This window comes from Duganella aquatilis (assembly GCF_009674565.1).
Lineage (GTDB): Bacteria > Pseudomonadota > Gammaproteobacteria > Burkholderiales > Burkholderiaceae_D > Rugamonas > Rugamonas aquatilis.
In genome coordinates, this window is the sequence record NZ_WKJL01000001.1 from 195,598 (window position 1) to 216,477 (window position 20,880).

General features: G+C 62.2%; 16 protein-coding genes. 10 read left to right on the forward strand and 6 right to left on the reverse strand.

The window, feature by feature from the left end:
- Positions 1–75: 75 nt before the first annotated feature.
- Together GJ698_RS00890 and GJ698_RS00895 are read right to left on the reverse strand one after the other, a co-directional pair.
- Complete coding sequence (locus tag GJ698_RS00890) at positions 76–816, reverse strand: substrate-binding periplasmic protein (protein ID WP_154355705.1); 741 nt, start codon at positions 814–816, stop codon at positions 76–78.
- Positions 813–2,321, reverse strand: a complete 1,509-nt coding sequence (locus GJ698_RS00895; RefSeq protein ID WP_166454768.1) for an MFS transporter — start codon at positions 2,319–2,321, stop codon at positions 813–815. Before GJ698_RS00895 ends, GJ698_RS00890 begins: the two co-directional genes overlap by 4 nt.
- A gap of 353 nt (positions 2,322–2,674) precedes the next feature.
- On the opposite strand from GJ698_RS00895, the gene GJ698_RS00900 reads away from it, so the two are divergent.
- Complete coding sequence (locus GJ698_RS00900; protein WP_154355707.1) at positions 2,675–3,076, forward strand: limonene-1,2-epoxide hydrolase family protein; 402 nt, start codon at positions 2,675–2,677, stop codon at positions 3,074–3,076.
- A 31-nt stretch (positions 3,077–3,107) separates the two neighbouring features.
- Here the strand turns inward: GJ698_RS00900 and GJ698_RS00905 are convergent, their stop codons facing one another.
- Positions 3,108–3,446, reverse strand: a complete 339-nt coding sequence (locus GJ698_RS00905; RefSeq protein ID WP_154355708.1) for a hypothetical protein — start codon at positions 3,444–3,446, stop codon at positions 3,108–3,110.
- Positions 3,447–3,637: 191 nt separating this feature from the next.
- Here GJ698_RS00905 and GJ698_RS00910 point away from each other — a divergent pair, with 191 nt between their 5' ends.
- Positions 3,638–4,282, forward strand: a complete 645-nt coding sequence (locus GJ698_RS00910) for a response regulator transcription factor (protein WP_154355709.1) — start codon at positions 3,638–3,640, stop codon at positions 4,280–4,282.
- Between the two features lie 11 nt (positions 4,283–4,293).
- On the opposite strand, the gene GJ698_RS00915 is transcribed toward GJ698_RS00910, so the two are convergent.
- The gene (locus GJ698_RS00915; protein ID WP_154355710.1) at positions 4,294–5,370 is read right to left on the reverse strand and encodes an alkene reductase; all 1,077 of its coding nucleotides are present in this window, start codon (positions 5,368–5,370) and stop codon (positions 4,294–4,296) included.
- Positions 5,371–5,460: 90 nt separating this feature from the next.
- Here GJ698_RS00915 and GJ698_RS00920 point away from each other — a divergent pair, with 90 nt between their 5' ends.
- From GJ698_RS00920 to GJ698_RS00935, 4 genes are all read left to right on the forward strand, one after another.
- Entirely contained in the window at positions 5,461–6,423 is a 963-nt protein-coding gene (locus tag GJ698_RS00920) for a LysR family transcriptional regulator (RefSeq protein ID WP_154355711.1), read from the forward strand.
- A 282-nt stretch (positions 6,424–6,705) separates the two neighbouring features.
- Positions 6,706–7,911 (forward strand): efflux RND transporter periplasmic adaptor subunit, encoded by a 1,206-nt coding sequence (locus GJ698_RS00925; protein WP_154355712.1) that lies wholly within the window; start codon positions 6,706–6,708, stop codon positions 7,909–7,911.
- Between the two features lie 2 nt (positions 7,912–7,913).
- Positions 7,914–11,126 (forward strand): efflux RND transporter permease subunit, encoded by a 3,213-nt coding sequence (locus GJ698_RS00930; RefSeq protein ID WP_154355713.1) that lies wholly within the window; start codon positions 7,914–7,916, stop codon positions 11,124–11,126.
- A 2-nt stretch (positions 11,127–11,128) separates the two neighbouring features.
- Complete coding sequence (locus GJ698_RS00935; protein ID WP_154356347.1) at positions 11,129–12,580, forward strand: efflux transporter outer membrane subunit; 1,452 nt, start codon at positions 11,129–11,131, stop codon at positions 12,578–12,580.
- A 23-nt stretch (positions 12,581–12,603) separates the two neighbouring features.
- On the opposite strand, the gene GJ698_RS00940 is transcribed toward GJ698_RS00935, so the two are convergent.
- Positions 12,604–15,708, reverse strand: coding sequence for a sensor histidine kinase (locus GJ698_RS00940; RefSeq protein ID WP_154355714.1), 3,105 nt, complete (start codon positions 15,706–15,708; stop codon positions 12,604–12,606).
- 306 nt (positions 15,709–16,014) lie between these two features.
- Between GJ698_RS00940 and GJ698_RS00945 the strand changes: the two genes are divergently transcribed.
- On the forward strand, positions 16,015–17,613 hold the full coding sequence (locus GJ698_RS00945) for a methyl-accepting chemotaxis protein (protein WP_154355715.1): 1,599 nt from the start codon (positions 16,015–16,017) through the stop codon (positions 17,611–17,613).
- 12 nt (positions 17,614–17,625) lie between these two features.
- Here the strand turns inward: GJ698_RS00945 and GJ698_RS00950 are convergent, their stop codons facing one another.
- Complete coding sequence (locus GJ698_RS00950) at positions 17,626–18,462, reverse strand: hypothetical protein (RefSeq protein ID WP_154355716.1); 837 nt, start codon at positions 18,460–18,462, stop codon at positions 17,626–17,628.
- A gap of 81 nt (positions 18,463–18,543) precedes the next feature.
- Here GJ698_RS00950 and GJ698_RS00955 point away from each other — a divergent pair, with 81 nt between their 5' ends.
- From GJ698_RS00955 to GJ698_RS00965, 3 genes are all read left to right on the forward strand, one after another.
- Positions 18,544–19,143: an HD domain-containing protein gene (locus GJ698_RS00955; RefSeq protein WP_154356348.1), complete on the forward strand. Its 600-nt coding sequence runs from the start codon at positions 18,544–18,546 to the stop codon at positions 19,141–19,143.
- A 184-nt stretch (positions 19,144–19,327) separates the two neighbouring features.
- Complete coding sequence (locus GJ698_RS00960; protein ID WP_154355717.1) at positions 19,328–19,840, forward strand: methylated-DNA--[protein]-cysteine S-methyltransferase; 513 nt, start codon at positions 19,328–19,330, stop codon at positions 19,838–19,840.
- A gap of 22 nt (positions 19,841–19,862) precedes the next feature.
- The gene (locus GJ698_RS00965; protein ID WP_154355718.1) at positions 19,863–20,831 is read left to right on the forward strand and encodes a DUF2268 domain-containing putative Zn-dependent protease; all 969 of its coding nucleotides are present in this window, start codon (positions 19,863–19,865) and stop codon (positions 20,829–20,831) included.
- The last annotated feature ends 49 nt before the right edge of the window (positions 20,832–20,880 follow it).

Consider the following 20,880-nt stretch of genomic DNA (forward strand, 5'->3'; position numbering starts at 1 on the left):
AGGTTAGCTTACTCTTGTGTCGAATCGTTGATAATGGGGCCGAAAGTCATCCTAGTTGTTCCGCTAGGGCATAATTCACGGCAGGTAGTGACGTAGACAGGCTTCCAGCGCGCGTTGGCGTCGAAGGTGGTGACATGCAGTCTTCAACCGGGCCAGCAATCCCGGCGTCTGCGCACCGCTGGAAATGTACAGCACGATGGCGTTATGCGACACCAGAAAAGGTTTGGCCATGTCCTGCGTTGTCATGCCCAGGTGACGCAGGGTGTAGTCTATCGTCCTGCCGGAACCAATCAGCGCATCGAAGCGGTGGATACTCAGCATCCGGATACCCTGTTGGTAGGAATCGAACGCGTATTTTCTGATTGCCGGATCGTCGGCGAACGCGGGCACGAACGTGGCCCCGCGCAGATAGCCGACGGTCTTCTGACGCAGGTCGGCCATGCGCGCGTAGCGGCTTCCTGGCGCCCCCAGCAACACGATGTCTTCCTGGCCTAGTTCGGCAATCGGCGGCGGCAGTATCGTTCCATGGGCGCCGTTGACCGCAACCATCAGGTCCGCGTCGTTTTCGATCAGCATGCGCGCGGCGCGGCCGTACGGGACGACCGTGATGTCGATGCGAATGCCGCTGCTCTGCGACAAGCGCCGGACCAGGTCGACAATGGCGCCACAGGGCTGGCCGGTGGCGTCCAGTCCAGACCACGGCATGATGTCGACCACCGTCATGCGCAACGGTTTGCTGGTTGCGGCCCCCGCCAATGAGGGGATGACAGCCAGGCCCAGCCGTAACAACTGCCTGCGCACCCGGCTCGGGTTCACGCTGCAACCTCGTTACTGCGGATAAGCTTCAGGGCCAGCAGCGCTCCCACGGCGCTCACGGCGGCGGCCGTCCACAGCATCGCGCGCATTCCCTGCACAAAGCTGGCGACGACAAGCTGGCTCAGGCGCTGCGTCAAGTCGTCGGATGCGCCAAAGCCCGGCAGCGGCCGGCCTGTTTCGAAGGCTTCCATGAGCTGGTGCGTATCGATGCCGGCAAACTCGGGGCGCTGCGCCATCGCACTGTCCAGCGCATGCGCGAACTGGCTGACCAGCACCACGCCCAGCCCGGCGATCGCCAGGGCATAGCCGATCTGGCGCATCGTCGCGCTGATGCCCGACGCCATGCCCGCGCGTTCCACGGGCACCACGCTGACTGCGACACTGCTGATTTGGGCGTTGATCGAGCCGGCGCCCACGCCCGCCAGCAAGAGCGGCCACATCAGCGCGCCGCCGCCGTCGATGGCATGGGCCAAGGCCATATCGCCGAGCGCGATCATCAACAAGCCGAGAAAAAACTGGTGCTGCGGCGCCATGACCCGGCTGAGGCGCGCGGCCAGCGGCGGCATGATCAGCATCGGCAGCGTGTAAGGCAACATGGTTATGCCGGCCTGGGCCGGCGCCAGCTGCAGTACGCGGTCGAAATACCAGGGCAGGTAGATGAACAGCGCCCAGTAGCCGGTGGAGGCGGCGAGTGGCACGATGGAGACGCCGACAAAGGTGGGCAGGGCGAACAGGCGCAAGTCGAACAGCGGCCGCTCCTGGCCGCGTTCGATCAGCACAAAGGCCAGCAGCAGTCCCGATGCCAACGCCAGCAGCGCCAGCTCACGGGGACTGCTCCAGCCCAGTTTGTCGCCGCTGTTGAGCGCATAGATCAGCAAGGCGATGCCGCTGCTGAAACTCAGCAGGCCGAACAGGTCGAACCGGCGCGCCAGCGGATCTTTGGCCTCCACCACTGTTTTCAGCACGGCAGACAGGATCAGCGCCCCAATCGGTGCATTGACCAGGAACACCCAATGCCAGCCCCAATGGACGGTAATATACCCGCCCAGCATTGGGCCGAACGCGAGGCCGAGGCCCAGCGATGCGCCCCACACGCCATAGGCGGAGGCACGATCACGGCCCGGAAACGCCGAGGCCACCAGCGCCATGCTCGAACTCGACATGAGCGCCGCCCCGACGCCCTGGACCATGCGCGCCGCATTCAATCCCGCGCCGCTGTGCGCGAGACCGCAGGCGGCCGAGGCCAGCGAAAAGACCACCAGTCCGATACTGAAGACGCGGCGGCGGCCATAGTGGTCGGCCAGCGTGCCGCCGGCGATCAACAGCGCGCCGAAGCTTAACGAGTAGGCGCTGACCACCCATTGCAGGCTCGCCAGGCTGAGGCCGAGTTCGCGCTGTATCGCCGGCAGGGCGACACTGACCACGGTGACGTCGAGCGAGATCATGAACACTGAAAAAGACAGCGCCAGCAAGGTGATCCACTGTTTGGGATGCCAGTCAGCCATGGTGTCCACCGGTCGTGGCGCGCATCGGGCCGGGCTGCTCCGTGCGGCAGGGAAGGGCGGCTGCATTGTGATTCATGCGATGTGACTCATGGTGTGCGTGCGATGCTATCGGTTGTCCTGGGCTGGATCTTGCGCTCAAGGAAAACGACGCACAATCGTGATCGGACTCATTTCAGTTATGCCGCTGTGGAACGTATTGCTGGCGGCATCGGTCCCGGCCGATTTTGCGCGGGCGATTTGTGCCATCGCGGCATTTCTGAAGCGACGCCTGCCGCTATTATCAGGCGCATCCGTGGATAGTAAGCTCCGCGCTGGCCATACTTTTTTAACAGCACGATAACGCGGAATAAGCCATGACTGCAAAACCTGACACGCCTCTTCAGATCGCGGAGCTGTTCTTCGAGCACTGGAATCACAATCGCATCGACGACGCGCTGGCGATGCTTGCCGAAGACGTTTTATACGACAATGTGCCGTTCCCGGACATCATCGGCCGCAGCGCGATCGGGGACTTTCACCGCGGCTTTGGCATCGGCACCGATTTTCTGCTGGACTGGAAAGTAACGCACATCGCGGTTGCCGGCAACGTGGTGCTGAATGAACGCATCGATATCTTCAAGCATCGCAATGGCGGCACGATTACCCTGCCGGTGATGGGCACCATCACCGTGGTCGATGGTGAAATTACCGTCTGGCGCGACTATTTCGACCCGGCGGATTTCGACCGGCAGCTGGCAAAGGTGCGCGGCCAGTGAGCTTGAAGCGCCACCGCGCCCGCGTCTTTGGCTAGCGGATGCACGCAGCTTCCCTGGCCGGCGGCTGCGGCATACGCTCGAACAGGGCAATCACTTCCAGGCTGGATTTGATTTCGCGGGCAAAGCGCAGCTCGTTGCCGGACAGGCGATTCAGCAGGAGTGCGAAGTAATTCTTTTCGGCCGGATGGCATAGCGTGTCGCTTACCTGTGCCATCAGCCGGTGCGAGGCGCAGCGCTCGCCCTGATAGTGCATCAGGCAACCCACGGCGAACAAATCGGTCAAGGCCATGAATTGGTCTGGAAATTGTTTGGCCAGCATATGCCGCAAGTTCACCGCAGAGCACGCTTGTTCGCTGCTTGGTGGCGTCATTCATTTCTCCCTGTTATAGCCGCCATCCCGGGAATATCCTGGGCGCCGCATGGAGGAATGTTATTACTGGCTACATGCAAGCACATCACCAGATGCGTGAGTTTCATACTCATCAGATCTGTGGATGAACCGGCGTTGATTCTGTGTCATGATCTGTGGGCGCGACCGCGCCTTATTTTTCACTGTTAAACATGTCCAGCAAACCCATCACCGTGTTCATCGTCGATGATCACCCCTTGTTCAGGCAGGGCCTGCATAGTATTTTCAAGGACGAACCGGATTTTGAAGTGATTGGCGAGGCCGGCACCGGGCGCGAGGCCGTCGCGCAGTACCTGACCCACCAGCCGGATGTGATCGTGATGGACATCCAGATGCCGGAATTGGACGGCATCGAGGCCACCGCCGTCATCCGCAAGTATTTCCCGCTGGCGCGCATCGTGATTCTCACCACCTACGAAGGCGGCAGCCATGCGCTGCGCGCGATCAAGGCCGGCGCCGCCGGGTATATGTTGAAGAGCAAGGTCCGCAAGGACTTGCTCGATGTGATCAGGGCGGTGCATGCCGGCGAGCAGTGCATAATGCCGGTGGTGGCGGTGGCCGTGACGGCGCATCTGGGGCACGGCGAGCCGCTGACGTCGCGGGAACTGCAGGTGATCGAATTGGCCGCAGTCGGCAAGACCAATCGGCTGATCGGCGTACAACTGGGCATTTCGGAAGCGACGGTCTCCACCCACATGAGGAATGTGTTGGCTAAGATGGGGGCCAACGACCGCACCCATGCGGTGGTGCTGGCGCTGGACCGCGGCTTGATCGACTTCCGCAAGTCCGCCACCTAAGGCGCGTGCGCTCATTGCCCCGCCGGGTAGCTCACATAACCTTCCTCGCCTTGCGTAAACCAGGTCGCCTGGTCATCCCTTGCAAGCGGCAAATCCTGCGCCAGCCGGCGCGGCAGGTCGGGATTCGCAATGAAAGGCCGGCCGAACGAGATGGCGTCGGCGGCGCCGGACGCCAGCACCGCCTGCGCCCGCTGGAAGTCGTAATCCGAGTTGAGGATGAGCACACCGTGAAAGGCCTGCCGTATCAGCGGCGCGACCGGTTCGCCTGCAGCCTGGCCGAAATCGCCATCCCTGGGCGGCTCGCGCAATTCCAGGTGGGCGATGCCGATGGACGATAAAACCGCCGCCGCCGCCGTGAACAGGCTGCGCGGATCGCTGTCCATCACCCCCTGGTCGATGGTGCTGGGCGACAGTCGCACGCCGGTGCGCGCGGGGCCGGCGACATCGGCCACCGCCTGCGTCACTTCGCGCAGCAGGCGGAGGCGGTTTGCGATCGTTCCGCCGTAGGCGTCGTTGCGGAAGTTGGTGTTATCGCGCAGGAACTGGTCGATCAGGTAGCCGTTGGCGGCATGGATCTGCACGCCGTCGAATCCGGCGGCCAGGGCATTACGTGTCGCCGCGCGAAAATCTTCGAGCAGGCCGGGGATTTCGTCGCTGCGCAGTGGCCGGGCTGGGGCATAGTCGCGCCGTCCGTGGTAGGTATGGGCCTGGCCGGGCGCTGTGGTCGCAGACGACGAGACCGCTTGTGCGCCATCGAGCATGCTTGAATGTACCACCCGGCCCATGTGCCACAGCTGCGCGATCATTCTGCCGCCGGCGGCGTGCACGGCGTCGGTGATGGTCCGCCAGCCTGCGATCTGCTCCGTCGACCAGATGCCGGTGGCGTAAGGCCAGCCCAGGCCTTGCCGGGAAATGCCGATCGCCTCACTGATGATGAGGCCCGCGCCGGCGCGCTCGGCATAGTAGCGCGCCATGACCGGGGTCGGCATATGCTGCTGCGTGCCGCGGGCACGGGTCATCGGCGCCAGCAGAATGCGGTTCGGCAGGTGCAGCGGGCCCAGGTCAATCGGGTCGAAAAGGGTAGGCATGGCGTTCTTGGACGTCAAAATGAGACGCGGCCTATGTTCTGTCACTTCCGTCGGATTGACAATCCGGCTCAGGATTGATTTAATTATTCCATGTCAGCACAAATCGGATTAGAGAGCCTCACCGGCCTCATTGCATTCGCCCGCACTGCATCGCTTGGTAGCTATACGGCGGCGGCGCGGTCTCTCGGCGTTTCGCCGTCCGCGGTCAGCAAAAGCGTGCAGCGGCTTGAGGAACAACTGAAACTGCGGCTGTTCATGCGCACCACGCGTTCCTTGGCGCTGACGCCCGAGGGACGCGATTTGCAGGAGCGCACGCTGCGGCTTCTGCACGAGATTGAGCAGATCGAACAGGCGGCCGCCAGCGCCAGGGCGGAACCGGCCGGCCTGATCCGGGTGACCGCGCCGCTGCCGGTGGGCACCCACATCCTGGCGCCGGCATTGCCGCGCTTCCGCGAGCGTTATCCCAAGGTGTCGATTGATCTGCGCATGGGCGACCGCTACACCGACCTGATCGAGGAGGGGATTGATGTCGCGCTGCGCGTCGGCGACCCTGGCGATTCGCGCCTGATCTCCCGGCAACTGGCGCCGCATCGCTTGTGCGCGTTTGCCGCACCGTCCTATCTGGCGAAGCGCGGCACGCCGCGTTCGATCGATGACCTGATGCAGCATGACTGTGTCAATTTCCGTTACCAGAGTTCCGGGCAGGCGCTGCGCTGGCCGTTTCAAGTGGGGGAGCGCCTGATTGAAATGACGCCGAGCGCCGGCATCATCATCGACGCCACCGATGGCGTGCTGGCTGCGGTGTCGGCTGGCGGAGGCATCGGCATTTCCCCGACCTATGCGGCCGCCACCTACGTCGAGCGCGGACTGCTGGTGCCGATCCTGCCGGAGCTGGCCGTCGAGCGCTTTGTGATCGCCGCCATGTGGCCGGAGAGCAGGCGCGGCAGCCCCAACGTGAAAGCCTTCGTTGAATTCCTGCTGGAGATTTTCCCCACGCCGGCGCCGTGGGACATCATCGTCGCGCAAGCCGAGCGCAAGGCGCATGAGGCCTGACGAAGCGGTCAAGCCATCCCTCAATTGTAGCCACGCATGCCGGCGTTGAACGCCGGTCCTTCACCATTCCCGTTCCCGACTGATCGCCCGCCGTGCGCCGCACGCGCGCGCGGCCGCCTGCCGATAGTGATTTCATTTGTGCCATTCCGGCATTTCTAAAATGCCCTTGCCCGCGATTACGGCGGCTACGACAAGCCGATATGCTAGTGAAGTGATTCGTCGCGTCAACATGCCAGTGCTGGTCGCAGGACCGTTCGCTTTGCTACTTCAAAAGGAATAAAAATGAAATCTCACAGCAGAACGATCAGCGGCGCCACGCCCTCGTCACTGGTGCTGGTGCTGCTCGCCGGCGTACTGGCGGCCACGGCGTTTTCCGGATGCGGCAAAACGGCTACCGCCTCCGCGCCAGGCGCGCCGCCGACGGTCGAGGTCGCCGTCGGCATGGAAAAACCCATCAGCGAGGTGCAGGAATTTTCGGGACGTCTTGAGGCGATTGAACGTGTCGAGATCCGGCCGCGTGTTTCCGGATTCATCACCACGGTCAATGTGAAGCCTGGAACCGAAGTGAAAAAAGGCGACGTGCTGTTTGTGATTGACCAGCGCCCTTATCAGACCGAAGTCAATCGCGCGGAGGCGGCCAGCAAATCGGCGCGCGCCAAAGCCGAGCTGGCGCGGCTGGAACTGTCGCGCGCCGAACGGCTGCTGGGCGACAAGGCCATCGCCCAGCGCGAATACGATGAGCGCGCCGCCGGCCAAAAGGAGCTGGATGCGAATGCGCATGCTGCCGAAGCGCTGGCCGACGCCGCGCGCCTCAACCTTGAATACGCGCGCGTCACGGCGCCCATCAGCGGACGCATATCCAAAGCCGAAATCACGCTGGGCAATCTGGTCGATTCCTCGGCGGTATTGACGTCGGTGGTGTCGATCGACCGCATCTACGCCAGCTTTGATGGCGACGAATCGACTTACCAGCGGGTGGCGGCGCACAACCAGTCCGGCCGTCCCATCGAGGTCAGGGTGGGGCTGTTGAGCGAGCAAGGTTTTCCGCATGAAGGCAAACTGGAATTCGTCGACAATCAACTCGACACCCGCACGGGAAGCGTGCGCATGCGTGCGGTGTTTGCCAACGAGGACCGCAGCATGGCGCCCGGCCTGTTTGCGCGGGTCCAGATCGGCGGCGGCAACGCCAAGAACGCGCTGCTGATTTCCGATAACGCCATCGGCACCGACCAAAGCCACAAATTTGTCTTTGTGGTCGGTGCCGGCAACAAGGCCGAATACCGCGAGGTCAAGCTTGGGCCCATGGTGGACGGGTTGCGGGTGGTGCGCACCGGCCTGAAAAGCGGCGAAAAAGTCGTGATCAACGGTTTGCAGCGCGTTCAGCCGGGCGCGCCAGTCACCCCGCAGCTGGTGCCGATGGCGGCCGCTGCGGGCGGCGCCAGGGACGAGGGCCGGCTGGCCAAGAATGACGCGAACGGAAAGGACTGACCATGAATATCTCGCGCTTTTTTGTCGACAAGCCGATCTTCGCGGCGGTCTTGTCCATCATCGTGTTTGTCGCCGGCCTGATTTCGATTTTTGAGCTGCCGATCTCGGAGTATCCCGAGGTGGTGCCGCCTTCGGTGGTGGTGCGGGCCCAATATCCGGGCGCCAATCCGAAAGTGATCGCGGAAACCGTGGCGACGCCGATCGAACAGGAAATCATCGGTGTCGAAGACATGCTGTACATGACGTCGCAAAACACCTCGGACGGCGCGCTGCAGCTGACGGTCACCTTTAAAATCGGCGCCAACGTCGAGCAGGCCGAGACCGCGGTGCAGAACCGGGTGCAGCGTGCGCTGCCGCGCCTGCCGGACGAGGTGCGCCAGATCGGCGTGACCACCGCCAAAAGCTCGCCCAATATCACTCTGCTGGTGCACTTGAAATCGCCCGACGGCCGCTATGACGACCTGTACCTGCGAAACTACGCGGTGCTCAACGTCAAGGATCAGCTGGCGCGCCTGCGCGGCGCCGGCGAGGTCCAGCTGTTCGGCTCGGGCGACTATGCCATGCGCGTCTGGCTGGATCCGCAGAAAGTGGCTATCCGCGGCCTCACCGCCACCGATGTCGTCAATGCGATCCGCGAGCAGAACGTGCAGGTCGCTGCAGGCGTCGTCGGGCAGGGCCCAAGCAGCGGCGCCAGTTTCCAGATGTCGGTCAACACGCAGGGACGGCTGCAGACGGAGGAAGAGTTCGGCAACATCGTGGTCAAGACCAATGCGGACGGCGCGGTCACCCTGCTGAAGGATGTGGCGCGGCTGGAGATGGGGTCGAGTTCTTATGCGTTGCGGGCTTTGCTGGACAATAAATCCGCCGTCGCCATTCCGGTGTTCCAGGCGCCCAATGCCAACGCCCTGCAACTGTCGGCCGATGTGCGGGCCAAGATGGAGGAACTGTCGAAGGACTTCCCGCAGGGCATGGAGTACGACATTGTGTATGACCCGACGCAGTTCGTGCGCGAGTCGATCCGATCGGTCATTCATACCTTGTTTGAGGCCATCGTGCTGGTGGCGCTGGTGGTGATCGTCTTCCTGCAGTCCTGGCGCGCATCCGTGATTCCGCTGCTGGCGGTGCCGGTGTCGGTGGTGGGCACGTTCGCCGTGATGCTGCTGTTTGGTTTTTCGATTAATACCTTGTCGCTGTTCGGGCTGGTGCTGGCCATCGGTATCGTGGTCGATGACGCGATTGTGGTGGTGGAAAACGTCGAGCGCAATATCGAGAATGGCTTGTCGCCGCATGACGCGACGATACAGGCGATGAAGGAGGTCTCCGGCCCCATCATTGCGATTGCCCTGGTGTTGTGCGCGGTGTTTGTGCCGATTGCTTTCGTCTCGGGCCTGACCGGGCAGTTCTATCGCCAGTTCGCGCTGACGATCGCCATTTCGACGGTGATCTCGGCGTTCAGCTCGCTGACCCTGGCGCCGGCCCTGTCGGCGGTCCTGCTGCAGCCCCATGGCGCGAAGAAGGACAAGCTGACGGTGGCGATCGACGCCGTCCTCGGCCGCTTCTTCGCCGCGTTCAATCGCGTGTTCTCGCGGGCGTCGCATCGCTACGAAGGCGGCGTGCAGTCGGTCCTGAAACGCAAAAGCGTCGCGCTGATGGTGTATGCCGTGCTGGCCATCGCCGGGGTGTTCATGTTCAAGGCCGTCCCTCCCGGCTTCGTGCCGGCGCAGGACAAGGCCTACCTGATCGGTTTCGCGCAGCTGCCGGATGCGGCCTCGCTCGACCGCACCGATGCGGTCATCCGGAAAATGTCGGATATCGCCAAGGACGTGCCCGGCGTATCGTCCTCGGTCGCATTCCCCGGCCTGTCGATCAACGGCTTCACCAATGCGCCGAATGCCGGGATTGTGTTTACGACGCTCAAACCGTTCGACCAGCGCCACGGCAAGGAGCAAAGCGCGGAGGGGATTGCGGCGGAAATCAACAAGCGCATGGGTGCGATTGGCGATGCCTTCGTGCTGGTCTTGTCACCGCCGCCGGTCAACGGCCTGGGAACCACCGGCGGTTTCAAGCTGATGATCGAGGACCGCGGCAACGTCGGCTACGATGCCTTGTACAAGGCCGTGCAGGCGGTGCAAAGCAAGGCCTGGGCGGACAAGCGCCTGCAGGGCGTCTTCTCCGGCTATCAGATCAACGTGCCGCAGTTGTACGCCCAGATCGACCGCGTGAAGGCCAAGCAGCTGAACGTTCCGCTGGCTGAAATCAACCAGTCCCTGCAGATCAATCTGGGGGCGCTGTATGTCAACGACTTCAATCAATTCGGCCGCACCTACCAGGTCAGGGTGCAGGCCGATGCGCCGTTCCGCTCGCAGCGCGAGCAGATCGCCCAGATCAAGGTCCGCAGCACCCAGGGGGAAATGATTCCTTTGTCGACGCTGATGAAGATCGAGGATACCTACGGCCCCGACCGTGTTCAGCGCTATAACAATTTCGTGGCGGCAGAGCTCAACGGCGCTCCGGCGCCTGGCGTGTCCTCGGGCCAGGCCCAGGCGGCGATGGAGGAAATCGTCAAATCGACCTTGCCCAAGGGCGTGTCGTATGAATGGACCGATTTGACCTATCAGGACATCCTGGCAGGCAACACGATGATCTACGTATTCCCGCTCTGTGTGCTATTGGTGTTCCTGGTCCTCGCGGCACAATACGAAAGCTGGACTTTGCCGCTGGCGGTGATCCTGATCGTGCCGATGTCGATCCTGTGCGCGCTCACCGGCGTCAAGCTGACCGGCGGCGACAACAATGTCTTCACCCAGATTGCACTGTTTGTGCTGGTGGGGCTGGCGTCCAAGAACGCCATTCTGATTATCGAGTTTGCCATTGAACTTGAGCAGCATGGGCGCAGCACGGTGATGGCGGCGCTGGAAGCGTGCCGCCTGCGGCTGCGCCCGATTCTGATGACCTCCGTGGCCTTCATCATGGGGGTTGTGCCGCTGGTGTTTTCGCATGGCGCCGGGGCCGAGATGCGCCACGCGATGGGCGTTGCCGTGTTTGCCGGCATGCTCGGCGTGACCTTCTTTGGCCTGTTTTTGACGCCGGTGTTCTACGTGCTGTTGCGGACGTTGGCAAAGCGCATGGATAGGCCCGCGTCGATATCCGACGCCGCTGCCGCGGCCAGGGACAATGTCATGCCTGCGCCAGTTCCGGATGGAGCCTCCAAATGAAAATGACGACAGTATTTGCCCAGCGCCTGCTGCCGGTGGTGGCTCCGCTTTGGATCACGGCCTGCTCCACACCTGCGTTCAAACAGCCGGCGGTATCGACGCCGGTCGCCTTCAAGGAAAGTCAGCATGGGACGGCGGTGCAGCGGGCCGCCGACGGCAGCACCTGGAAGATGGGCCAGCCGGCCGAGGCGCAGCCGCGCGGCGAATGGTGGCGCGCGTTCGCCGACCCGGCGTTGGACCAGCTGATTGCCCAGGCCAACGCCAGCAACCAGAACGCGGTGGCGGCGGCGGCCCGCGTGAAGCAGGCGCGGGCGATCGCGGGCATCGCTGAGGCCGATCGTTATCCCAACGTCGGCGCGGCGCTTGGCGCCCAACGCGCCCATCCGTCCGCGCTGGAACTCAACCAGGCGCCGGGGACGCCGACTCCCACCACCACGAGCTATTCCGCGCGGCTCTCGGCGAGTTATGAAGTCGATTTGTTCGGGCGGGTATCGTCGAACCTGGCGGCAGCCCGTGGCGATGCCGACGTGGCGATGGCGACCTACCGCTCCGTGCTGATGTCGCTGCAGGCCGATGTGGCGCAAACCTATCTGCGCTTGCGCGCGCTGGACGCCGAACTGCTGACCGTCGAACAGACCGTGCGCTTGCGCGAAGAGAGCGTGCGCGTCACCAGCCGCCGTTTCGAGCTTGGCGATATCGGCGAGTTCGACTTGTCGCGGGCCAAAACGGAACTGGGGATCGCGCGCGCGGAGGCGATCGGCTTGCAGCGCCAGAGAGCGCTGTCCGAGCATGCGCTGGCGGTGCTGGTGGGCCAGCCCGCAGCCGATTTCAGTCTCCCTGCCAATCCGCTGGCGGAGACCTCGGCCTTGCCGGTGATCCCGGCCGGCCTGCCCTCGGCCTTGCTGGAGCGCCGTCCGGATATCGTCGGCGCCCAGCGGGCGATGCAGGCCGCGAATGCGCGCATCGGCGTTGCCCGGTCCGCCATGTTCCCCGCCTTTGACATCAATGCCGGATTCGGCGGCGTGGGCGGCTCCTTCAGCGATGTTTTCAAATGGAGCAGCCGTTCCTGGCTGCTGGGCGCGGCAATGGGCATGCCCTTGATCGACGGCGGCCGCAACCAGCAAAATGTTGTGCGCAGCGAAGCGGTACTGGAAGAGGCGGTCGCTGCCTACCGGCAGAGCGTGCTCACGGCCTTCGCCGAGGTGGACGACAGCCTGGCAGGCTTGCGCGTCTTGTCCGACCAAAGCGCCGCGATCGAAGCGGCATTGGGGGCGGCGCGCCGGTCGGCGGACCTGGCGCAACGCTTGTACGACGCCGGACGCGGCAGTTATCTGGAATTGCTGGATGCCCAGCGTAACCTTGCCCTGGTGGAGCGCAATGTCGTGCAACTGCGCGGCGACCGGGCCATGACGACCGTGGCCCTGATACGCGCGCTGGGTGGCGGCTGGGGATGACGCCGGAGCGCAAGGCCCGGCGCTTACCTGCCGCCAGGCTTGCTGCGCTTCCAGCGTGCCGCCCAGGCGCGCCAGGCGGGCAACGTCAAGCCGCGCATTGAGTGGTAGGCGCGGCGCGCCGGCACCGTCAGGATTGCTTCGGTTCCCTGGCCTGGGCGGTTGGCCAGCACAAAGTTGCTGTCGAGCGTGCTGGCGCGCTCGCGCATGCCGTCCAGGCCCCAATGTCCCTGCTTGCGTCCCGCCGACTGGATACTGTGATCGATGCCGACGCCGTCGTCGCGGACGCATAAGATGAAGTTGTCCGAACCGTAGCTGATTTCGAGCTCGATGGTATGTGCGGACGCATGCTTGAAGGCGTTGAACAAGGCTTCCCGCCCAATGCAGAATATTTCCTGGTTGGCATAGGGATCGAGTTCAAGCAGTGAGCCATGCCGCGTCACCTTGAACCGCGCACCGAAATTTTCCTGTAACGAATAGCCAAACTTCGACAGCGCATGCACGATGTCGCCATCGTCATCCGCGCGGGTGCGCAGATTCATCAACTCGCTTCGGCCATCGGCCATGACCAGGTCGGCCTGATCCAGGATGGCGTTGATGTCGCGATGGTCATCGCTATCCTTGGGCAGGCGCTTTGCCAGGCCATGGAAGTGGAGGATCAGCGCCTGCATGCTCTGCAACAAGGTGTCATGCAGCGCGCGCGCAATTCGCTCCCGTTCGCTCAAGCGCTCTTGCAGCAGTTCGTCATAACGGTGCGCCAGCTGGCGCGTACGCCATAAATAGATGCTGATCAGGAGGATCACAAAGGCAATAACGCACAGGATCCGGAACCACATCGTCTGCTTCAGCTTGGGGGCGATCTCAAATGACTGCGCAGCGCCTTGCATATTCCACACGCCATCGTTGTTTGACGCGAGCACAGTGAAGCGGTAGTGGCCGGGGCCAAGGTTGGTGTAGTGCGCGGAGCGTTGGCCATCGGCTTCGCGCCACTCATGATCGACGCCGTCGAGCTTGTAGCGGAAGCGCATGCGTCCCGGTTCCTGGTAGGACAGGGCCGTGAAGTCGATATCCAGGGTTTCGGTGCCCGCAGGCAGCCTGGCGTCCTCATCGCGCGCGTAGTTGGTGGCGCCAGCCCTGAGGGCGGTGATGATGACCGGCGGCACCAAGGTGTTTTTGGTGAACTTGGCGGGATTAAAGGCATACACGCCGCCGGTGGTTGAGAACCAGAGCGTACCGTCGTCGCTGCGCGCCGCCGAGTGCGTCGGAAGAATGGAACTGCTGGAACCTTTCAGGCCATCACGGTAGTCGAGCCGGTCGAAATTGACCAGGTAGCCGGGCTGGGAAAGCGCTTTCTTCAATTCCGTTGAATCGATGCTGGAGATGCCGTCCCCGCCATTGATCCAGAGCCTGCCGGTATTGTCGAACACCATGCCATTGATGCCTGCGAAAGGCTCTCCGCCGGCGCCCTTGATGGAGTCAAAGCGTTGGCCATTGAAGTGCGCCAATCCATTTTCGCCGCCTACCCATGCGCCGCCGTCCACCGGCAGGATGTGCATGACCGTGCCGACAGCCAGTCCCTGCTTGTCGCTATAGCGTTTCACCGACTTGCTGGTCAATACGGCAATCTGGTTGTTCACTGATCCGAACCAGACACGGCCGCTCTGGTCCGCCGTAATGGTGGAGGCGGCAAACGACGCCAATTCCGGGATATTGCCGGCAGGGGCCCAGTTTTTGTCTTCCAGGGTGAAGATGCCGTAACGCCCCATGCTGACCCATAGGATGCCGCGCCGATCCTGGGCGATGGCATAGACATTGGTAGGATTAATGCCTGCCGGCGGCGGGATGCTGCGCACCCCGCCTGGCTCGACTTTCCACATCTGTCCGCCGGTGCCGCCGGCCCACACCGTGCCGTCGGGTGCGCGGTTCAATGCGGTGACGATGTAAGTCTGGGGCGATGGAAAGGTGAGGGAAGTCGGCGCGGCGTCGGGTGAGGCGAGGTAAGAATGGTCGATCCAGGCGCTGCCGCCCGCGCCGGCGGCAATCGGGCGTCCACTGAAATAGCCATAATCTTCCAGCCGCAGACTTTGCAGGCGGGCAGCGTGAAAACGATCCAGGCCGTTTTCCGTGGCGACCCATACATTGTGTTCGCGGTCCTCAAACAGGAAGTTCGTCTTCTGGCCGCTGAGACCTTGCTCGATGCCTGTTTCCTGTAACGGCTGGTGGGTGCTGGCGTCACCCAGCCGCGCTACCCCTTTTCCACTTTGTAGCCAGGCAAAGCCTTCGTGATCGAACAGGATTCCGCTGAAGGCTCTGCTCGTGTGCCATTTCAAGGGCGCGCCGTGGTCCGGCTCCGCGACCAGAAAGACTCCTGGCTTCTCGGAGTCTGTGGTCCAGACGCTGCCATCAGGATGTTCTGCGAGGATGCCCGAGCCGTTATAGCTGCTGCGCTGCTGGAATGCCGACGCGCCTTTGAACAGCGCATACACCCCTGACGTGGACCGGACCCAGAGCGTTCCCCGGCGGTCGGCCAATACCGAATAAAGATCCCCGTCCGGCGCCTGCAGCGAGGCATCGGGTTTATGCCATTTCTGGTCGCTGCCGAAGTAATGCAGTCCTCTGCCGGTCGCCAGCCACAATGTGCCGCCCTGGTCTTGCGTTGCACTTCTGATGGTGCCGGTCGGGGTATCGGGATCATCCAGCCGGTAATGGTGCATTTTTCCATTCCGCAGCAGGCTGATCCCGCCGTACCGGTAGCCGACCCACATGGTTCCGTCGCGCAGCACCCCGATGCATGAAATGCTGTACGAGAGCGGCGCTTCGGCGCCCTCGGCACGCGCAAAGCTGACACCGTCGAATTTGTACAAGCCCGAAGAACTGCTGATCCATATCCACCCATCCGGCGTCTGTGCAATCCCGGCAATGCCCGAGGGGGCTTTTTCACGCGCGGTCCAGTTGGCATGCAGGCGGTCGATCGCCTGCGTCGTCCGCGCCTCCGGCGGCAGCGCTGCCCTGGCAGGGCAGGTGAGCGCCAAGGAGAGAGTCAGGCAGAGGGCTGGGGTCTGAATGCGCATGTGGGAACCGGTGACGATTAACTTTATGTCGTCCGCTTTATACAAGATGGAAACGATCAATCATTGTCCTTGAACAATGGGGTCTTGATTTGTGCCTTGATGGCACTACTGAAATGAGCGCGGCACGCCTTGTGAAATATCCCGCATGCATCGTAGGATCGCGCGAGGTGGCGGAACGGCCGCCGCTTTCCATGCAGGATTGGCTTTTTCGCGCTTGTAAATCACTCTAAAGCTTAGTCTGTTGTGTAAATAATTCATGTAAGTATTGCAGCAAGATCATGATTGTTTTTGGCTGGAAAATCCCGTATTTTGTCGCTTACACAAGAAAAGTTTCATAAATTGTAGCGCCAACATCGGGAGCTTTACATGTCTATCACCAATCTCAGGGTAGGTACGCGCTTGGCTGTGGGATTTGCACTCGTGCTGCTGATGATGGTGGCCTTGGCGATCACAGGGCTGGTCCGCATGTCGACCATGCAGGCCACCCTCAACAGCATCGTCAACGTCGAAAATGTGAAGGTCGGGCATATTGTCGCCATGCGCCAATCTGTCATGGAAGCGATCCTGAATGCTCGCAATGTTGCACTAATGACCGAACAGCAGGACATCGCCGCCGAAACCGTACGACTGGAAGAAAATCGGGCGGTCTACAAGCGGCGATTCGAATTGCTGGACGGGATGGTGGCCAGCGGCGGCGAACGTGCCGCGCTGGATAAAATCGTGGCCACCCGCGCGGCGTCAATCAACGTCGTGAAGAAAATGTCCGATCTGACCGCTGCCGGCGACAAGGCCGGCTCGGTGCGGGTGCTGCTGAAGGAGCTGCAGCCGCTACAGCGCAAAACCCTGGACGCCATGGACGAGATGGTGGCGTATGAAGAGCAGCAAATGCAGCTGGCTGTGCGGCAGGCCGAGGACGCGCATGCGTCAAGTCGTACCCAATCCCTGGTTTTCATGGCGTTGGCCGCTGTATTTGGCGCCGCGCTGGCATGGGTGATTACCGATAGCCTGATTCGACAGATGGGCGGAGAGCCGAAGTATGCTGCCGAGATCGCAAGCAAGATCGCCCAGGGCGAGTTGTGCGTGCCGATCGACATCAAGCCTGACGATCAGGCCAGCTTGCTGTTCGCCATGCGGGCCATGCGCGACAGGCTGGCGATGATGGTGGGGGATGTCAGGAGCGCCACCCAGAATATCGCTGAAGCGTCCAGTGAAATCGCCACCGGCAACCTGGACCTATCGCGGCGGACCGACCAGCAGGCCAGCGCGCTGGAAGAGACCGCATCCTCGATGGAGCAGCTGACATCCGTGGTGCGGCAGAACACCGGCAACGCTCGGCATGGCAACAACCTGGCGCGCTCGGCGTCCGAGGCCGCGGCCCATGGTGGCGTGGTGGTAACGCGGGTCATCGACACGATGGGGGCGATCAATGCTTCCGCGCGCAAGATCGTCGATATCATCAGCGTTATCGACGGCATCGCTTTTCAGACCAATATTCTGGCCTTGAATGCCGCTGTTGAAGCGGCGCGTGCCGGTGAACAGGGGCGCGGGTTTGCGGTGGTTGCCGGCGAGGTCCGCAACCTGGCGCAGCGCTCCGCCGCCGCGGCGAAGGAAGTGAAACAGCTGATCGACAACTCGGTTGCCGAGGTCGAGACGGGCAGCAAACTGGTCGATGAGGCGGGTGCTGCAATGGCCAGCGTCGTGGCAAGCATCGGCCGCGTGACTGACATCATGGGCGAAATCGCAGTCGCCAGCGAAGAGCAGTCCGAAGGAATTGGCCAGGTCAACCATGCGGTGACCGAGATGGATGGCGTAACCCAGCAAAATGCGGCGCTTGTGGAAGAGGCCGCTGCCGCCGCCCAATCGATGCAGCAGCAATCGGTGCGTCTGGCGGAGATCGTCAGCTTGTTCCGGCTCCAGGAAGCGCCGTCAAAACCTCCTGCGCTGACGCTGGTGTATGGCGGCTAGCGCCAGCCGCGGTCAGTCCGGCGCGGCCGGAAGCTGCAGGCGCAAACGGCGGTTCAGGTTCAGCGCCTTGACGTCGGCGCCGAATGCCTCGTCGATCAGGCGGGCCTTGAGGCCGCTGGCTTCTGCCGCTTTCAAGGCGCGCTCGATGACGGGGCGGTAGTGGGCGACCGACGGGCTCAGGTAGAAACCAAAATCGGCCTTGTACTCCAATAGCAGGTGCTGCTCCACCACCAGTTCGGGATGCGCGCGCGCCTCCGCCAGCACCTCGATGACGCCGCGCGGCAGGTAATCGACGTGGCGGTTGCCCGCCGCCACCATCGCATACACCGTATTCCACGGTGCGGCATGCTCGTACAGCGGCAAGCCGGACGCCTTCCACACCTTGGTATCGCCCCAGCCGGCGCCGAACCCGGCGATGAGTCCGGTTTGTTTCAGATCGCTTAAGGAGCGGACTTGCAAGAAGGCCTGGGTGTCGGAAGGGCGTATCAACAGCACGCGCTGGCCGATCAAGCCATTGGTGAGCGAGTTACGCACAGGAACGAGCTGCTTGTCGTTATCCTTTTCCTTCGATTGCATGCCGTAGAAGAGGTTGATATCGCCTCTGCCCAGCATCCACCACATGCGGCGCGCGGGAATGTCCTTCACATACTGGATATGATAGGGCTGCTGGATCAACTTCAAGGACTCTTCCAGCAGGCGGACGAAGTAGTCGGCACGTCCATCCGACACCACGGCGATGCGTAATTCAAGCGGCGCAACGCTGGATGCCGGCACAGGTGCCGATATGGATGGTGCTGATATAAACAGGATGCAAGCGGAAAAACAAATACATCGCAGCTTGAAAATCATTTCTGCGGCTCCGGGGGAAACCGGGATTGTATCCTATTAATGATACAATCTCGCCAACTCACGCCGCTGCCCTCCACGCCTATGCATATTGACGATTTGTCTCGACGAATCGATTTCTTGAGAGAGATTGACCGGCTGAAGTCTGTCATTCGGCAATCGCCACTGCTTGACGCAAGCAGAAAAGAAAATTCGGCCGAGCATTCGTGGCATCTGGCCATGTACGCGCTGGTCCTGGCGGACTATGCAACCGGCGCAGTCGATATCACGCGCGTCATGAAAATGCTGTTGATTCACGATATCGTGGAAGTCGACGCCGGTGATATGCCGATACACGGCGCCTCCAACGCCAACCAGATGGACCTTGAGCAACAAGCTGCCGCGCGTATTTTCGGGCTGCTGCCGGACGCTGCCAACAGGGAGTTCAGCCAACTCTGGCGAGAATTTGAAGCGGCGGAATCCGACGAAGCTCAGTTCGCGAAAGCGCTGGATCGTTTCCAGCCGCTGCTGGTGAACGTGTTTACCCAGGGCGGCACCTGGTCGGAAAACCATGTGCGTTACGAACAGGTCCTCGAAAGATACGGCCCAACAATTCAGCGCGGCGCACCCGTTCTGTGGGAACTCGCCCACCGCTGGGTGGCCTCTCATTTCAGTGTGGTGGACGTGACCAACGCTGTCACCTGAGCGACTGGGGGGGGGCTGGATTGCGCTGTCACGAACGGCGATAAATATTTCGCCGAGACTGTCGAAGGCGTTCCAGCTGCCGGGATGCACTTCCGTAGTTTGCCTGATTCATCGCGCCTCAGCGCAATTTAGCCAACTGGCGGCGCTATCCGGCGCGTGTCTGGCGCCTGTACGGAGAATGAAGATGTCTTATGAATGCATGTGGGTCGATTCGCCCGTCGGCAAGCTGCGCCTGGTAGCCAGGGGTGACGCGCTGGCGGCCATCTTGTGGGAAAACGATCGTCCGCACCGGGTGAAGCTGGAACCGCTGACCGAAAATCTGGACAACGCGGTGTTGAACGAGGTGGCGCGGCAGCTGGCCGAATACTTTGCCGGCCGCCGCAGTGGTTTCGATGTCAAGCTGGACTTCAAAGGCACCGAGTTCCAGCGGAAAGTGTGGGCGACGCTGCTCACCATTCCGTTCGGCGAAACCCGCACCTACGGCGAAATCGCCGCGCAGATCGGCCTGCCCACCGCCGTGCGCGCAGTGGGCGCGGCAAACGGCCGCAACCCCATCTCCATCATCGCGCCATGCCACCGGGTCATCGGCGCCGACGGCGCGCTGACCGGATTTGCCGGAGGACTAAAGGCCAAACAGGTATTGCTGACTGTCGAGGGCTGTCATTTCGAAGGCAGTCAACAGCAAGCGCTATTTTGACGTGCGCATTCGGAGACTGGACATGAAGAAATTCCTGCCGTTGATTACCGCAGCTTTGCTCTTGTTGCCAGTGTCGGCCACCGTTGCTACGCCGCAGGAATCCATTGTACAGACCGGTGACATCGACCGCTTCTGGCAAGCCTATGACGCCGTACGTGCGGCCAAGGATACGGCGGCCAGGCTGGAACTGCTGCAGCATCTGTATCTGGACCCGGCTACACCGGGCCTGCGCGCCTTGATGGCAGCGCGCCGCTACACGCTGCCGGAATATGTGGAGGCCATCGAGCAGTATCCTCGCTTCTGGAATTCGATCCGCCCGCTGACGGCGCGCGCGAAAGAGGCCGCCGCGTCATTGGAAAGCGATATTGCAGCCTTGCGGCGCATATATCCCGAGCTGAAGCCCGCCAGCATCACCTACGCGATCGGCATCCTGCGCACCGGCGGCACCACGACGGGCAATATGGTGCTGATCGGCGCCGAGATCGCGTTGTCGGACGAAACGGTCGATGTGTCGGAACTGCGCGAACCATTGCGCACCCGGCTTGGCGCCTACTTCAAGACACGGCCTTTCGCCAACAACAGCCAAAACAATGTGCATGAATATGTGCATACCCAACAGCAGGAGTCAGCCGAAACACTGGCCGCTCGGGTGGTCTACGAAGGCGTGGCGGAATTCGTCGCCGAACTGGCGACCGGGAAGAGGGCGCCGCTGGCGCTCTACGTCTACGGCCCTGCGCACCGGGACGAGGTACGCCGGCGCTTCAAGGCTGACATGGATATTACCGATTGGCGCGACTGGCTCTACAACAGCGACCGCAATGTCTTCGGCGTGTCCGACATGGGTTATTTTGTTGGCTATGAAATTGCCAAGTGCTACTACGACCGGGCAACGGACAAACAGGCAGCGATCCGCGCCATGATCGAGCTTGCCTACGGCGACCCGAAGGCCGTGCAGGCCTTCATTGCACAGTCCGGATATTTAGTAGACTAGCTAAACACTGCATGCGGCGCGAAGACGGATGGACCATCAGCGCAGTCCA

Coding starts and splice junctions, on each gene's coding strand:
- GJ698_RS00895 (WP_166454768.1), bottom strand. CDS start 2,321: ATGGCTGACTGGCATCCCAAACAGTGGATCACCTTGCTGGCGCTGTCT.
- GJ698_RS00900 (WP_154355707.1), top strand. CDS start 2,675: ATGACTGCAAAACCTGACACGCCTCTTCAGATCGCGGAGCTGTTCTTC.
- GJ698_RS00905 (WP_154355708.1), bottom strand. CDS start 3,446: ATGACGCCACCAAGCAGCGAACAAGCGTGCTCTGCGGTGAACTTGCGG.
- GJ698_RS00910 (WP_154355709.1), top strand. CDS start 3,638: ATGTCCAGCAAACCCATCACCGTGTTCATCGTCGATGATCACCCCTTG.
- GJ698_RS00915 (WP_154355710.1), bottom strand. CDS start 5,370: ATGCCTACCCTTTTCGACCCGATTGACCTGGGCCCGCTGCACCTGCCG.
- GJ698_RS00920 (WP_154355711.1), top strand. CDS start 5,461: ATGTCAGCACAAATCGGATTAGAGAGCCTCACCGGCCTCATTGCATTC.
- GJ698_RS00925 (WP_154355712.1), top strand. CDS start 6,706: ATGAAATCTCACAGCAGAACGATCAGCGGCGCCACGCCCTCGTCACTG.
- GJ698_RS00930 (WP_154355713.1), top strand. CDS start 7,914: ATGAATATCTCGCGCTTTTTTGTCGACAAGCCGATCTTCGCGGCGGTC.
- GJ698_RS00935 (WP_154356347.1), top strand. CDS start 11,129: ATGACGACAGTATTTGCCCAGCGCCTGCTGCCGGTGGTGGCTCCGCTT.
- GJ698_RS00945 (WP_154355715.1), top strand. CDS start 16,015: ATGTCTATCACCAATCTCAGGGTAGGTACGCGCTTGGCTGTGGGATTT.
- GJ698_RS00950 (WP_154355716.1), bottom strand. CDS start 18,462: ATGATTTTCAAGCTGCGATGTATTTGTTTTTCCGCTTGCATCCTGTTT.
- GJ698_RS00955 (WP_154356348.1), top strand. CDS start 18,544: ATGCATATTGACGATTTGTCTCGACGAATCGATTTCTTGAGAGAGATT.
- GJ698_RS00960 (WP_154355717.1), top strand. CDS start 19,328: ATGTCTTATGAATGCATGTGGGTCGATTCGCCCGTCGGCAAGCTGCGC.
- GJ698_RS00965 (WP_154355718.1), top strand. CDS start 19,863: ATGAAGAAATTCCTGCCGTTGATTACCGCAGCTTTGCTCTTGTTGCCA.